Source organism: Pseudomonas sp. NPDC089392 (genome assembly GCF_044749595.1).
In the GTDB taxonomy this organism is placed as follows: domain Bacteria; phylum Pseudomonadota; class Gammaproteobacteria; order Pseudomonadales; family Pseudomonadaceae; genus Aquipseudomonas.
This window is the reverse complement of sequence record NZ_JBIVIF010000006.1, coordinates 1-13,318: the sequence shown is the minus strand read 5'-3', so window position 1 is coordinate 13,318 and position 13,318 is coordinate 1. Positions and strand designations below refer to the sequence as shown.

Sequence of the window (13,318 nt, the reverse complement as noted above, 5' to 3'; positions counted from 1 at the left end):
ACTCACCCTGACCAACCCAGTCGGGGGGAGCTTCATGACTCAAACCCTTTGGAGCAGCCTGCTCCCACTATCCATCGGCACTCACGCTGACCATCACGCTCACTTGTCCCTGCATCTGCATCACGACCCTGGTCGTGGCGAGCTGGAACATTTCATTCACCAGTGCTTCTCCGATGTACACCATGCCGATGTCCATCACTACCTGCCGGAGCTTCTGGCCCTGCGGGACAGCCACGGGCGACTGATCGCTGCGGCGGGAGTACGTCCCGCCAGCAGCGGGCTGTTGTTTCTCGAACGCTATCTGGATGAGCCCCTGGAAAGCGCGATTACTCGGGTGGCAGGAGTGACGCTGCCGCGCGAATGCATGGTCGAGGTTGGCAACCTGGCTTCGCTCAGCGCCGGCAGCGCCCGGATCATGATAACCGCCGTGACCTGGCTGCTTGCCACGCGAGAGCTGCGGTGGGTGGCGTTTACCGGGGCTTCGACGCTGATCAACAGTTTCCAGCGCCTGGGCCTGGTGCCGACCGTAGTGGCGCAGGCCGATCCGAGCCGGTTGGACGAGCCAGCTGAGCATTGGGGGCACTATTACGACCAGCATCCGCACGTGTTCGTCGGCGATATCCGCCATGGCTTCGATCGCCTGGAGTCGGCAGGTGTGTTCCAGCGCCTGGGGCTGCCTGCGCTGAGCAAGGAGACCGGCCATGCCGCATGAGCTGGAGCGCTTCAAGCAGAAGTTGCTTGCCCTTGGCCGTGAGCACGGCGATGCCCTGGCCGTGGAGGGCGCCAATGAGCGGTTCACCTACAAGCAATTGCTGGCCGAGGTCTGGCTGCGCGCCGAGGCCTTGAGCGCGCAACCTCCTGGCGCGTTGGTCCTGGCGTTGGACAACGGCCCTGAATTGCTGTTCTGGGACTTGGCGGCACTGGTATCAGGGCGAGCCTGCGTGATCGTGCCAACGTTCTTCAGTACGGCGCAGGTGCACCACTGCATCGAACAGTGCGGCGCAAGCCTGGTGCTTTGCCAGCCTGCCTGGGAGGGCGTGTTCAGCCAGCTGGGATTCGTGCAGCAGGAGGCATTCTGGATGCGCGATCTGGCAGCGCCGGTGGTGCTACCTGAGGGGACCGCCAAGGTCACCTATACCTCCGGCAGCACAGGCACGCCCAAAGGTGTTTGCCTGGGCGCCGATGCCATGCTGCGCGTCGCAGAGGAACTGGAGCAGGCCAGCCGATCTACTGTGCCCCAGCGATACCTGGCCGTGTTGCCGCTGGGGGTACTGCTGGAAAACCTGGGCGTCTACGCCGCACTGATGGCCGGGGCCAGCGTGCTGCTTTACCCACAGGCGCAACTGGGCATGGGCGGCGCCAGTCAGGTCGATTTCAAACGCCTGCTCGGGGCCATTGCCTTGAGCGGCGCACACAGCCTGATCCTGGTGCCGCAGCTTTTGATGGGCCTGGTCACGGCGATCGAGCGTGGTTTGATGCAGGTTGGCCCACTGCGCTTCGTCGCGGTCGGCGGGGCACGGGTATCGCCCAGCCTGCTGGCGCGGGCCGAGGCCATCGGGTTGCCGGTTTTTGAAGGCTATGGGCTGTCGGAGTGCGCGTCGGTGGTGGCGCTCAACCGCCCGGGGGCGGTGCGCCAAGGCAGCGTCGGCCGGCCATTGCCCCATGTTCAGGTGCGAATCGCTGAAGATGGAGAGGTACTGGTAAGCGGTTCCGTGCTGCTTGGCTACCTGGGGGAGGCACCCGTCTCGTCGGAATGGTGGGCCACAGGTGACCTGGGTTACTTCGATGACGACGGTTATCTGTACTTGAATGGACGCAAGAAACACCAGTTCATCACCAGCTTCGGGCGCAACGTCAACCCCGAATGGGTGGAAGCCGAGCTGACCCAGAGCGGCGTGATCGCCCAGGCGTTCGTGCATGGCGAAGGGCTGCCGCGCAACCTGGCATTGCTCTGGCCACTTGACCCCGTTGCCTGCGACGAGGTCATCGAGCAGGCCGTGCAGCACAGCAATGCAACCTTGCCCGACTATGCCAGGGTGCATGCCTGGCGGCGTCTGCCTGGCCCGCTTACTTCTGGCGAGCACACCTTGACTGCCAATGGCCGCCCGCGACGCGAGGCGATCCTGCAGCGTTATCACACCCTTTTGTCCGACATTCCGTTGTGAGGCTCGCCATGTCATTTTTCGACACCCTGCAGTTGCAAACCAGCCACGAACGCCAGGCGCTGTTCGCAGTGCCGGTAATCCGTGAAGCGCTGGTTGGCCAAGTCAGCCATGACAGTTATATCGCCTTCCTGACCCAGGCCTATTACCACGTGCGCCACACCGTGCCGCTGATGATGGCCTGCGGCGCGCGGTTGCCCTCGCGACTGGAATGGTTGCGCGGCGCCGTATGCGAATACATCGAGGAGGAATATGGCCATGAGCAGTGGATCCTCAACGATATCAAGGCCTGTGGCGGTGACTGGGAGGCGGTGCGTGACGGCCGGCCGGCATTGCCGATCGAGCTGATGGTCGCCTACCTGTACGACCTCATTGCCCGGGGTAACCCGGTGGGGTTGTTCGGCATGGTCAACGTCCTCGAGGGCACCAGCATCGCGCTGGCCACCCATGCCGCCGGTTCGATCCAGAGCAGCCTGGGGTTGCCGGATAGCGCGTTCAGCTACCTCAGCTCCCATGGCGCGCTGGACCAGGACCACATGGTCACCTACAAGCGGCTGATGGACCGGCTGGACGAGGTCGATGACCACCAGGCCGTGATACATGCCGCCAAGGTGGTTTACCGGTTATACACCGAGATGTTCGAAGGCTTGCCGCGCGCGGGCCAGGTCGAGGTACAACATGCGCTTGCCTGAGTCGGTGGTGGTACTGACCGGGGCCAGTGGCGGCATCGGCCTGGAGCTGGCCGAGCAACTGTGCGCGGCCGGGGCCCGGGTACTGGCGGTGAGCCGGCATCTGGGCAAGCTGGCAAGCCTGATGAACCGCTACCCGGATCGCTTGCGCTGGCAGACTGCCGACCTGCGTACCCAGCACGGTCGCGAGCAGGTCATCAGCCGGGCCCGTGAAATGGGCGGGTTCAATGTGCTGATCAACGCCGCCGGTGTGAACCGGTTCGCCTTGCTCGACCAGTTGGATGAACAAGCGCTGGACGAATTGCTGGACATCAACCTCAAGGCGCCACTGCAGCTGACCCGTGCCTGCCTGCCGCTGCTGCGCGAGCAACCCAAGGCGCTGGTGGTCAATGTCGGGTCCACCTATGGCTCGATCGGCTACCCCGGTTATGCCAGCTATTGCGCCAGCAAATTCGCGCTGCGGGGGTTCTCCGAAGCGCTGCGGCGCGAGTTGGCCGACACCACGGTGAATGTCCTGTACGCCGCGCCCCGTGCAACCCGTACGGCCATGAACAGCAGCGCCGCGACCGCGCTCAATCAGGCGCTGAAAGTCGGCATGGACGACCCCGCCGATGTCGCCCGCGCCGTGCTCAAGGCGGTGCAGTCCGAGCGCAGCGAGCTCTACCTGGGTTGGCCGGAGAAACTGTTCGTGCGGATCAACGGCATGTTGCCTGGGGTGGTCGACCGTGCGCTGCGCAAGCAATTGCCGGTAATCCGGCGATACATCGGTAGTCATTCCAAGGAGTCGAGCAAATGAAGCGTTCTTTCATCGTCAGTCTGCTGGCATTCGCCCCCTTCACCTGGGCACTGGACCCGGCAGGTACGCAACACCTGAGCGATCTGCAGCAGCGCTGGGCGCAGATCCAGTACCAGCTACCGAAGGAAAAACGTGCTGACGCATTCGAAAAACTGGCCGGTGATGCCACTGCGTTCGTTCATCAATACCCCGGCACACCTGAGCCCTTGATCTGGGATGGCATCATCAACAGCAGTTGGGCGGGCGCCGTCGGTGGCCTGGGCGCGCTGGGCAAGGTCAAGGCGGCCAAAGCCAGCCTGGAGCAGGCCATGAAGCTGGACCCCAATGCCCTGCAAGGCTCGGCCTACACTAGCCTGGGCACGCTCTATGACCAGGTGCCGGGCTGGCCGATCGGTTTTGGTGACGCTGAAATGGCCGACAAGATGCTGCGCAAAGCCTTGCAGATCAACCCCAATGGAATCGACAGCAACTACTTCTGGGCCGATCACTTGTACCGGCAAAAGCGCTACCCTGAAGCCACCGCTGCCTTGCAGAAAGCCTTGCAGGCGCCGCCTAGGCCAGGGCGTGAACTGGCTGACCAGGGCCGACGCTCCGATATAAATGCTTTACTCAAGGCCATCAAGGACAAACAGGACTGAACATGCGGCTGCTGCTGCTTGAAGACGATACCGCGCTGGGTGAAGGCATCTGCGACGGCTTGCGCCAGGAGGGTTACACGCTGGACTGGCTGCGTGATGGCATTAGCGGCTTGCATGCGTTGCAACATGAGGCGTTCGACCTGGTGATCCTGGATCTCGGCCTGCCCCGCCTGGATGGCATCGAGCTGCTGCGGCGTGTGAGGGCTGGTGGCGACAGCCTGCCGGTGCTGATCCTCACCGCGCGGGATGCCCTCGATGACCGCATCACCGGGCTGGACGCCGGCGCCGATGATTACCTGGTAAAGCCATTCGACCTCAACGAGCTGAAGGCCCGCTTGCGTGCCTTGCTACGGCGCAGCGACGGGCGGGCGAAGCTATTGATCGAACACGCCGGTATCACGCTTGATCCCGCCACCCGGCAAGTGCACTACAACGGCGCCGAAGTCATTCTGACCCCGAAGGAATACCGCTTGTTGCATGAGTTGTTGGCGCAACCCGGCAAGGTCTTCACCCGGGAACGCCTGACCCAGTTGCTATACGGCTGGGATGAGGAGCCCGAGAGCAACACGCTGGAGGTAAATATCTACCAGCTGCGCAAGAAGCTCTTCAACGGCCTGATCCGCACGGTCCGCGGCATCGGCTATCTGGTTGAGGTCAAGGCATGAGTTCGCTGCGCCAACGAACACTCTGGCGGGTCATGCTGTTGCTGTTGATCGGTACTGGCCTGCTGGCTTTCTATAACTACCACGACAGCCGCCACGAAATTAACGAGGTGTATGACGCGCACCTCGCCCAGAACGCGCGCCTGCTTCAGGGGGTGATGAACCTGCCTGTGCAGGGCAACTCGCGTGACGCCATGTACCGCGCTTTCAACGAGGCGCTGGGGCAGGCAGGGCGTCATCGGGTCGGCCACCCTTACGAAAGCAAGCTGGCGTTTCAAGTACTGGGGGAGGGCGGTGTGGTGCTGGTGCGCACACCGAGTGCCCCCGGCCTTGATCCGCCACCGGCTGCTCCGGGTTTCTACGACTTTGCCAGTGACGGCAAACAATGGCGTGGTTTTGTCCTGCCCGTGCCGGAAAAACACTGGCTCATCTGGGTGGGCGAACGCGATGATGTGCGCTATGACCTGATTGACCGCATCGTACGCCACACACTGTTCCCGTTCCTGTTCGGTAGCCTGGCCCTTGCGCTGTTAGTCTGGGCCGCCATTGGCTGGGGCTTGCGACCTCTACAGAACATGGCCAACGTCATCCGCGCACGTCATGCTGAATCCCTGGAGCCTCTGCGTCTGGTGCCATTGCCATCGGAGTTGGAGCCCATGCAGGCTGCCATCAATCGCCTGCTGGCCCAGATCGCGGACTTGCTGCGGCGTGAGCATCGGTTCATCGCTGATGCTGCCCATGAAATGCGCACGCCCCTGGCGGTGTTGCGGCTGCACGCGCAGAACGCACTGGAGGCCAGTCAAGAGGCCGAGCGCCACAAGGCATTGGTTTTTCTCATCGGCGGCGTCGATCGGCTGACCCGGGTGGTCAACCAGTTGCTGACACTGGCACGTGTCGAACCCCGGCTGGGTCAGCGCGCTACTGCCCAGGTCGACCTGGCTGGGGTGGTCACTGATACCTTGGCCGAATTGACCCCGTGGATTCTGGACCGTGGCCTGGAGCCTTCGCTGGCTATTGGCGAAGGTGATCACCATCTGGCCATTGATGCCGGTGCGTTGACAATTGCGCTGCAGAACCTGGTTTCCAACGCGGTAGAGCATTCCCCTCCAGGAGGGCGCATCACGGTGCTGCTCAGGCGTCTGGACAAGCGTTTCGAGTTGATTGTCGAGGATGAGGGGCCGGGTATCGAAGAGGCTGAGCTATCACGCGTGTTCGAACGCTTCTACAGCCGCAACAACCCCAATGGTGCCGGCCTGGGGTTATCCATCGTGGCCACCATCATCGAACGTCTTGGCGGGCGGGTGCGTCTCGAGAACCGAGTCAGTGGCGGATTGGCTGCCACCTTGTCGCTGCCTTTGACGTCGATCTGACAGCTTCTGCGAGTAAGGAAAAACACCATGGTTGATACCACCTCCGCTGTGAGTAGGCAGCCGCCATCGCAAGTGACTCGGCAGCCGATTGGCCTGTATGAAGCTTTTCTGTTTTGGCTCAAGCTGGGCTTCATCAGCTTTGGCGGGCCCGCCGGACAGATCTCGATCATGCACCAGGAACTGGTCGAGCGTCGCCGCTGGATCAGCGAGAAGCGGTTTCTGCACGCGCTGAACTACTGCATGTTATTGCCTGGCCCTGAGGCTCAGCAGCTTGCCACCTACATTGGCTGGCTCATGCACCGCACCTGGGGTGGGGTGATTGCCGGCGTATTGTTCGTGCTGCCTTCGCTGTTCATCCTGATCGGTTTGTCCTGGGTGTACGTCGCCTTTGGCGAGGTACCGGTGGTCGCGGGGATCTTCTATGGCATCAAGCCGGCAGTCACGGCCATTGTCGTCCACGCAGCCCATCGGATTGGATCGCGAGCACTGAAGAATGGCTGGCTGTGGGCCATGGCCGGAGCCTCGTTCGTGGCCATCTTCGCCCTCAACGTGCCGTTCCCCCTTATCGTTTTGGTAGCTGCCATCATTGGCTACATAGGCGGTCACTTCGCCCCTGGCAAATTCGTGATCGGTGGCAGTCATGGGGCTGCGAAGAACAGCTACGGGCCGGCCTTGATCGATGACGACACCCAAACCCCTGAGCATGCCCGCTACAGCTCTGGGCATCTGGTACGTCTGCTGCTGGTCGGTGCTGGGCTGTGGGTCCTGCCCATGGGGATGCTGACGCTGTCGTTTGGCTGGGGTGGCACCTTGACGCAGATGGGCTGGTTCTTCACCAAGGCCGCACTGATGACTTTCGGTGGTGCATACGCGGTGTTGCCTTATGTCTACCAGGGGGCTGTCGGGCACTACGGGTGGCTGTCACCCACCCAGATGATCGATGGCCTCGCGTTAGGGGAAACCACACCAGGGCCATTGATCATGGTGGTTGCCTTCGTCGGCTTCGTCGGTGGCTACGTCTATCCGATGTTCGGTGCCGAACACCCATTCCTTGCCGGAGCAGTTGCGGCGAGCCTCGTCACGTGGTTTACCTTCCTGCCGTCGTTCATCTTCATTCTTGCTGGAGGCCCGCTCGTGGAGTCGACTCACAACGAGATGAAATTCACCGCCCCGCTTACAGGCATCACCGCCGCCGTGGTGGGAGTGATCCTGAACCTCGCCATGTTCTTCGGCTACCACGTGCTTTGGCCAATGGGCTTCAATGGGGCGTTCGACTGGCCTTCTGCAGTGATCGCGGTTACAGCTGCGATTGCTTTGTTTCGCTTCAAGCGGGGTGTGATTCAGGTGCTGTTCGCCTGCGCATTGGTCGGCCTGGCGGTTCACATGTTGCGTATGTGAAACCAGAGCCTGCTTGTTCGCCTTGAGGTATGTAGCGCCTAGGAGATCGAGCGCCGCCCGCGCGGCGCTTCGCGGCACAAGGCCACACATCTGTTTCGGGCCAGTCTCCCCTGGGCCTTCACCTTTGTCCGCCTTGTTTGTTCCCTTCGATATGGAGGGTTGCACACCTGCTCTTCTTCAATCTCCTGTCATGCACCCAGGGTGCGCGCGCCTATGTCACAGGAATAATTGGCCCGAAACAGATGTGGGAGCGGCCTTGTGCCGCGAAGCGCCGCGCGGGCGGCGCTCGATCTCAAAGGCGCTGAGTATTTCACGGCGAAGTCATGTTTTGTGGCGCTTCGTGAAAAGGGAATCGAGTTCAAGATGAATACCCTTGACCTCGACACGCTGGAGCATCAGGCTCGGGACTATTCCCGTCTTTCGCTGACTCAGAGAGTACCCACTCTGGGGCATGGCGAATTTGCATTGTCTGAATCATCTGCAATCACCGAGTACCTGGAAGACCTGTTCCCCCAGACGCCGATTTACCCGACAAACCCGCGGCAACGTGCCAAGGCGCGGCAAGTTCAAGCCTGGCTGCGAAGTGACTTGCTACCTATCCGCCAGGAGCGCTCCACGCTTGTTGTGTTCTACGGCGTTAAATACGGTGCTTTGTCAGCCTCGGCTGAGTCCTCGTCGCAAAAGTTGGTGGAGGCTGCGCAACGGCTGCTGGGCGATAGCCCGGATTATCTTTTTGGCGAATGGTCTATCGCCGATGTCGATCTCGCTTTGATGCTAAATCGACTGATACTCAATGGAGATCGCCTTCCCGTTCGACTGGAGGATTATGCTCAGCGGCAATGGCAGCGCCCGACCGTGCAGGAGTGGGTTCAGTTGGAGCGACCTCCACTGTAGCCGCACCGGCTACGGCCAACGATTCTGATAAGTTGTTGCAAGCCCATTGCCTAGGGATGTAATGCAGCTGCTCGCTGCTGGTCGCTTGCAGCCCTCTGCGAAAGGCAGCTATGGGGCGGAAGCTGCCGGTCGAGAGGGGCTGCTTTCTACCCGAGGCTACCAGTGGCAAAAGCCGGTCACGGCTGGGCCTGCACGGCAACGACAACCAGCTTGAGGAAGGGCATTAGACGTCAGGTAACAACCCTCGACGCAGCATTCACACCTTCCAGAGTCGCAAATGAAATGTCCTTTGCGGTGAGCAGGAACTCACTCATAAAAGGCGCTTCGAGCATGTCGCTGCGCACAGCCGCGAACAGCGTCGCCTGCAACCCTTGCTCGCCCAGGCGCTTGGCAATCACATAGCCGCGGGAAGTGTATTCATGCACCGCCCAGTTTGGTAGACAGCACACACCACGGCCGCTGGCCACCAGCTGCATCATCATGACCGTCATTTCTGCGGTGCGTATCTGTGCCGGCTCGATGTCGGCTGGGTCGAGAAAGCGGGTGAAGATGTCCAGGCGGTTTCGCTCGATGGGGTATGTGATCAGTGTCTGGCTGGCGATGTCGGCGGGTTGCAGATACGGTTTTTCGCGCAGGGCATGGTGTTTGTCGATGGCCAGCATTGCCTCGTAACCAAACAGAGGCACGTAAGTGATACCCGGCAGGGGCATCGGGTCGGAGGTCACCACCAGGTCGAGGTCGCCGCGCTCCAGGGCCGGGAGTGGCGCGAACGACAACCCCGATGCCAGATCAAGTTCAACCTCTGGCCAGGCGCTGCGAAATTCATCCAGCGAGGGCATCAGCCACTGATAGCAGCTGTGGCATTCGATGGCGATGTGCAGCCGGTCGGCCGCGTCACCCGCAAGCTTGCTCAGGTTGCGCTCCGTCGTACGGATCAAGGGCAGCACCTGGTCGGCCAGTTGCAGCAACTTGAGACCTGCGGTGGTGAAGCGTACCGGTTTGGACTTGCGTACGAACACCGGCATGCCGACGCGGCTTTCCAGCTCGCGGAACTGGTGCGACAGCGCCGACTGGGTCAGGTGCAGGAATTCAGCAGCCTCGGGCAGGCTGTCCGTTTCGCGCAAGGCATGGAGTGTGCGCAGGTGTCTCAGATCGATCATAAGCAGAGGGGCTGCCTTCAACGGGCCAAGAGTTCTCGGCGAACGATGTCTGCACCGGCACTCAAGGCATTCAGCTTACCCCTGGCCACCTGGCGGGGCAGGGGCGCCATGCCGCAGTTGGTGCACGGGTAAAGCTTGTCGGCATCCACGAATTGCAGCGCTTTGCGCAAGGTGTTGGCCACTTCCTCGGGCGTTTCGATGGCACGGTTCGCCACGTCGATGGCACCGACCATCACTTTCTTGCCGCGGATGAGTTCGATCAGGTCCATCGGCACATGGGAGTTGTGGCATTCGAGCGAGACGATGTCGATGCTGGATTTCTGCAGCTTGGGGAAGGCTTCTTCATATTGGCGCCACTCGGAGCCCAAGGTCTTCTTCCAGTCGGTGTTGGCCTTGATGCCGTAGCCGTAGCAGATGTGCACCGCGGTTTCACACTTGAGGCCTTCGATGGCCCGTTCCAGGGTGGCAACGCCCCAGTCATTGACTTCGTCGAAGAACACATTGAAGGCCGGCTCGTCGAACTGGATGATGTCGACGCCGGCCGCTTCCAGCTCCCGGGCTTCCTGGTTGAGGATCTTGGCGAATTCCCAGGCCAGTTTTTCGCGGCTTTTGTAGTGGCTGTCGTACAGCGTGTCGATCATGGTCATCGGGCCAGGCAGGGCCCATTTGATGGGCTGCTGGGTCTGCTGGCGCAGGAATTTGGCGTCCTCGACGAACACCGGCTTCTGGCGAGCGACAGCCCCAACGACCGTGGGTACGCTCGCATCATAGCGATCACGGATGCGCACGGTTTCACGCTTCTCGAAATCGACGCCGCTGAGGTGCTCAATAAAGGTGGTGACGAAATGCTGGCGGGTTTGTTCACCGTCACTGACGATATCAATGCCGGCATGTTGCTGTTCTTGCAACGATAGGCGCAGGGCATCCTGTTTGCCTTCGACCAGTGCTTCGTCTTGCAACTTCCAGGGCGACCAGAGTGTTTCTGGTTGTGCCAGCCAAGAGGGTTTGGGCAGGCTGCCGGCGGTGGAAGTAGGGAGCAGTTTTTTCATGGGGTAAGACCTTGTATTCCGTGTAATTCAGGCAGCGTACTGGGCGGACCATTGTTCAAGCACAGCGTGGTAAGGTTTGATGAAGTGCTCTTCGACAAACCGCCCCTGTTCAATTGCCAGGCGGCTACGTTCTTCGCGATCATAAACAATGCGCGTCAACGAATAATCCTGGTTTTGCAGGCTTGGCTGGTAGGACTTGCCGGCCGCAGAATTCGCATTGTAGATCTCGGGGCGATAGATTTTCTGGAACGTGTCCATGGTGCTGATGGTGCTGATCAGTTCGAGATTGGTGTAGTCACCCAGCAAGTCACCGGCGAAATAGAACGCCAACGGCGCGACACTGTTTGGCGGCATGAAGTAACGAACTTTCAGGCCCATTTTCTCAAAATATTCATCGGTCAGTGAATATTCGTCCTGCTGGTATTCAACGCCCAGTACGGGGTGCTGGTTTTCCGTTCGGTGGTAGGTTTTGCTGCTCGAAACGCTCAGGCAGATGACCGGAGCCTTCTCGAAATTCGCCTTGTAAGTCTCTGAATTTACGAAGCTTTTGAACAGCTGGCCATGCAACTCGCCAAAGTCCTCTGGGGTGCTGAAGGCCGCTTGGTCTTTATTGTGCCCCAGCAGCAGTACGCTGAAGTCATAATCCCGTACATAGGACGAAAAGTTGTTCCCGACCATACCTGCGATGCGCTCGCCTGTTTTCCGGTCGATAATGTTTGTCTTGAGGATCTCGATCAACGGAAGGGCGTTATCGCTGCAGCGGGCATCGATATTCATTTCGACGGAAATGATTTCGAGTTCGACGCTGTAACGGTCTCCGGTTGGATTGTCCCACTGCGCCAGTGCATTGAAGCGGTTGTCAATCATCCGCAGCGTATTGCGCAAGTTTTCCTGGCGGCTCGCGCCCCGTGCCAGGTTGGCAAAGTTGGTGGTGGTGCGCGTGTTGTCGGAGGGGTGGTAGTTTTCGTCGAAGCGGATGCGCTTGATGGAAAATTCGAAATCTTTATTCGTCATGATCGGGTGCCCCACTCGAATATTTATAGGCTCTGAGATTGAGATGTATGTTATGCAGTGGGCTGATCAAGTGGAACTGAATTGATTTCACAGAACCTTTAGTCATGTTCATGACGTAGCAGTAATAGAGGAAGGATGAGCCCTCGGGCTCATTCACCCGCCTCCAGTTTTTCCAGTTGTGCGCTCAAGCGTGTTCTGGCGCGGGCTGGCAGTTCGTCGGGCAGTACCGGTTTGCCGGCGCCCGGCCCACCTACCTGGACCAGCATCACCATGCCCATCGCCAGGTGTGGAATGCACTGGATGCCGTACAGGCCCGGCACCGTGAAGGTCTGTTCGAACGGTTGGCTGATCCTGCTCTTGAACGGTTCGGCCCCGGCCGGAAGCAACGCCGGTACACTGGCGGCGTTGTGGCTGCTGTGGGTGGGTACGAAGCGCACCGTGTCACCCGGCGCGATATGCAGGTGATCAGGCTCAAAGACCATGGCACCCTCGGCACCGCGGTTGAGCATCTTGACCTCATGGCTTTCGGCCAAGGCCGCCGGGGCTGCAACGACACTGGCCAGCAGCAGTGCGAGAGCACGCATGAACAAGGCCATCACTGCGGCGCCTTCCCAGGCAGGCTCAATGTGGCGAGCAGTACAGAAACGCGAGGCAACAAAGGGGCGATCTCCTATCGAACAATGCGCGGGAATTACGCACGGACAGGCATCGCCATGCCCCGTGAAAGCACGGGGCATCACCCTGAAGAGGGTAAAGGATGGCCATCCCGGACACCCCGCCGGTTGGTATATGTTTGCCGGCAGGTCTCCTGACTGATGCGTCATGGCCTGGCTCCAACCTTCCCGGATCTTGTCCAGTGGCGTTTCAGGAGCAGGCTCGGCACCTACAGTTGCGGGGGCAGTTCCGTTTGGCTCACGTGCAGGCGAGCGACGGATTCCCTATTAATTCCGAGGTGGAAACCGGCGAGTGGCATCGTAGACCATCAGGCTGATGATTGAAAGGTTGGGATGTTTGGGTGTACCGAAAGAACGGGGGCAGAAGGGCAGGGCATTTTTTGAAGCAAGCATGACAGCTTTGGGTCGATAGCGGACACTCGCGACTGGCAGCTAACGACCCATTAAGGACGGACACAGCTTGGGGCTGGTGTTGTCTCGGATGTGTTCGGCTTGAGGTATGTAGCGCCTATAAGATCGAGCGCCGCCCGCGCGGCGCTTCGCGGCACAAGGCCGCTCCCACATCTGTTTCGGGCCAGTCTATCCTGGACCTTCACCTCTGTCCGCCTTGTTTGTTCCCTTCGATATCGAGGGTTGCACACCTGCTCTTCATCAATCTCCTGTCATGCACCCAGGGTGCGCGCGCCTATGTCACAGGAATAATTGGCCCGAAACAGATGTGGGAGCAACTGTCTTGCTCAATTTCCAAGATCTGGCGCGATCCCGGTGGGAGCGGGCTTGGCCCGCGAACACCGGCAACGCCGGTGCCATCC

13 protein-coding genes and 1 riboswitch are annotated in these 13,318 nt (G+C 60.4%); of the genes, 9 read left to right on the top strand and 4 right to left on the bottom strand.

The window, feature by feature from the left end:
* Positions 1-34: 34 nt before the first annotated feature.
* From ACIP1G_RS08075 to yfcF, 9 genes are all read left to right on the top strand, one after another.
* Positions 35-712, top strand: a complete 678-nt coding sequence (locus ACIP1G_RS08075) for a thermostable hemolysin (RefSeq protein ID WP_400735315.1) — start codon at positions 35-37, stop codon at positions 710-712.
* Entirely contained in the window at positions 702-2,165 is a 1,464-nt protein-coding gene (locus tag ACIP1G_RS08070; protein ID WP_400735313.1) for an AMP-binding protein, read from the top strand. The genes ACIP1G_RS08075 and ACIP1G_RS08070 overlap by 11 nt, the downstream gene beginning before the upstream one ends.
* Before the next feature lie 8 nt (positions 2,166-2,173).
* Positions 2,174-2,854 carry a TenA family transcriptional regulator gene (locus ACIP1G_RS08065; protein WP_400735311.1) on the top strand — a complete coding sequence of 227 codons (681 nt, stop codon included), beginning with the start codon at positions 2,174-2,176 and terminating at the stop codon, positions 2,852-2,854.
* Complete coding sequence (locus ACIP1G_RS08060; protein WP_400735309.1) at positions 2,841-3,647, top strand: SDR family oxidoreductase; 807 nt, start codon at positions 2,841-2,843, stop codon at positions 3,645-3,647. The genes ACIP1G_RS08065 and ACIP1G_RS08060 overlap by 14 nt, the downstream gene beginning before the upstream one ends.
* A complete protein-coding gene (locus ACIP1G_RS08055; RefSeq protein ID WP_400735308.1) occupies positions 3,644-4,285 on the top strand; it encodes a hypothetical protein in 642 nt (213 codons plus the stop codon). Before ACIP1G_RS08060 ends, ACIP1G_RS08055 begins: the two co-directional genes overlap by 4 nt.
* Positions 4,286-4,287: 2 nt before the next feature.
* Positions 4,288-4,950 (top strand): response regulator, encoded by a 663-nt coding sequence (locus ACIP1G_RS08050; RefSeq protein ID WP_400735306.1) that lies wholly within the window; start codon positions 4,288-4,290, stop codon positions 4,948-4,950.
* On the top strand, positions 4,947-6,317 hold the full coding sequence (locus ACIP1G_RS08045; RefSeq protein ID WP_400735304.1) for a sensor histidine kinase: 1,371 nt from the start codon (positions 4,947-4,949) through the stop codon (positions 6,315-6,317). The genes ACIP1G_RS08050 and ACIP1G_RS08045 overlap by 4 nt, the downstream gene beginning before the upstream one ends.
* Before the next feature lie 27 nt (positions 6,318-6,344).
* Positions 6,345-7,715, top strand: a complete 1,371-nt coding sequence (gene chrA / locus ACIP1G_RS08040) for a chromate efflux transporter (RefSeq protein WP_400735302.1) — start codon at positions 6,345-6,347, stop codon at positions 7,713-7,715.
* A 258-nt stretch (positions 7,716-7,973) separates the two neighbouring features.
* A complete protein-coding gene (gene yfcF / locus ACIP1G_RS08035; protein ID WP_400735300.1) occupies positions 7,974-8,609 on the top strand; it encodes a glutathione transferase in 636 nt (211 codons plus the stop codon).
* A gap of 230 nt (positions 8,610-8,839) precedes the next feature.
* Here yfcF and ACIP1G_RS08030 read toward each other — a convergent pair whose 3' ends face one another.
* The 4 genes from ACIP1G_RS08030 to ACIP1G_RS08015 form a co-directional block, all read right to left on the bottom strand.
* Complete coding sequence (locus ACIP1G_RS08030; RefSeq protein WP_400735299.1) at positions 8,840-9,769, bottom strand: LysR substrate-binding domain-containing protein; 930 nt, start codon at positions 9,767-9,769, stop codon at positions 8,840-8,842.
* 17 nt (positions 9,770-9,786) lie between these two features.
* Positions 9,787-10,818, bottom strand: coding sequence for a methionine synthase (locus ACIP1G_RS08025; protein WP_400735297.1), 1,032 nt, complete (start codon positions 10,816-10,818; stop codon positions 9,787-9,789).
* A gap of 27 nt (positions 10,819-10,845) precedes the next feature.
* Complete coding sequence (locus tag ACIP1G_RS08020) at positions 10,846-11,832, bottom strand: DUF1852 domain-containing protein (protein ID WP_400735296.1); 987 nt, start codon at positions 11,830-11,832, stop codon at positions 10,846-10,848.
* A 149-nt stretch (positions 11,833-11,981) separates the two neighbouring features.
* Positions 11,982-12,416: a pseudoazurin gene (locus tag ACIP1G_RS08015; RefSeq protein WP_400735294.1), complete on the bottom strand. Its 435-nt coding sequence runs from the start codon at positions 12,414-12,416 to the stop codon at positions 11,982-11,984.
* A 196-nt stretch (positions 12,417-12,612) separates the two neighbouring features.
* Positions 12,613-12,811, bottom strand: a riboswitch (cobalamin riboswitch).
* Positions 12,812-13,318 lie beyond the last annotated feature (507 nt).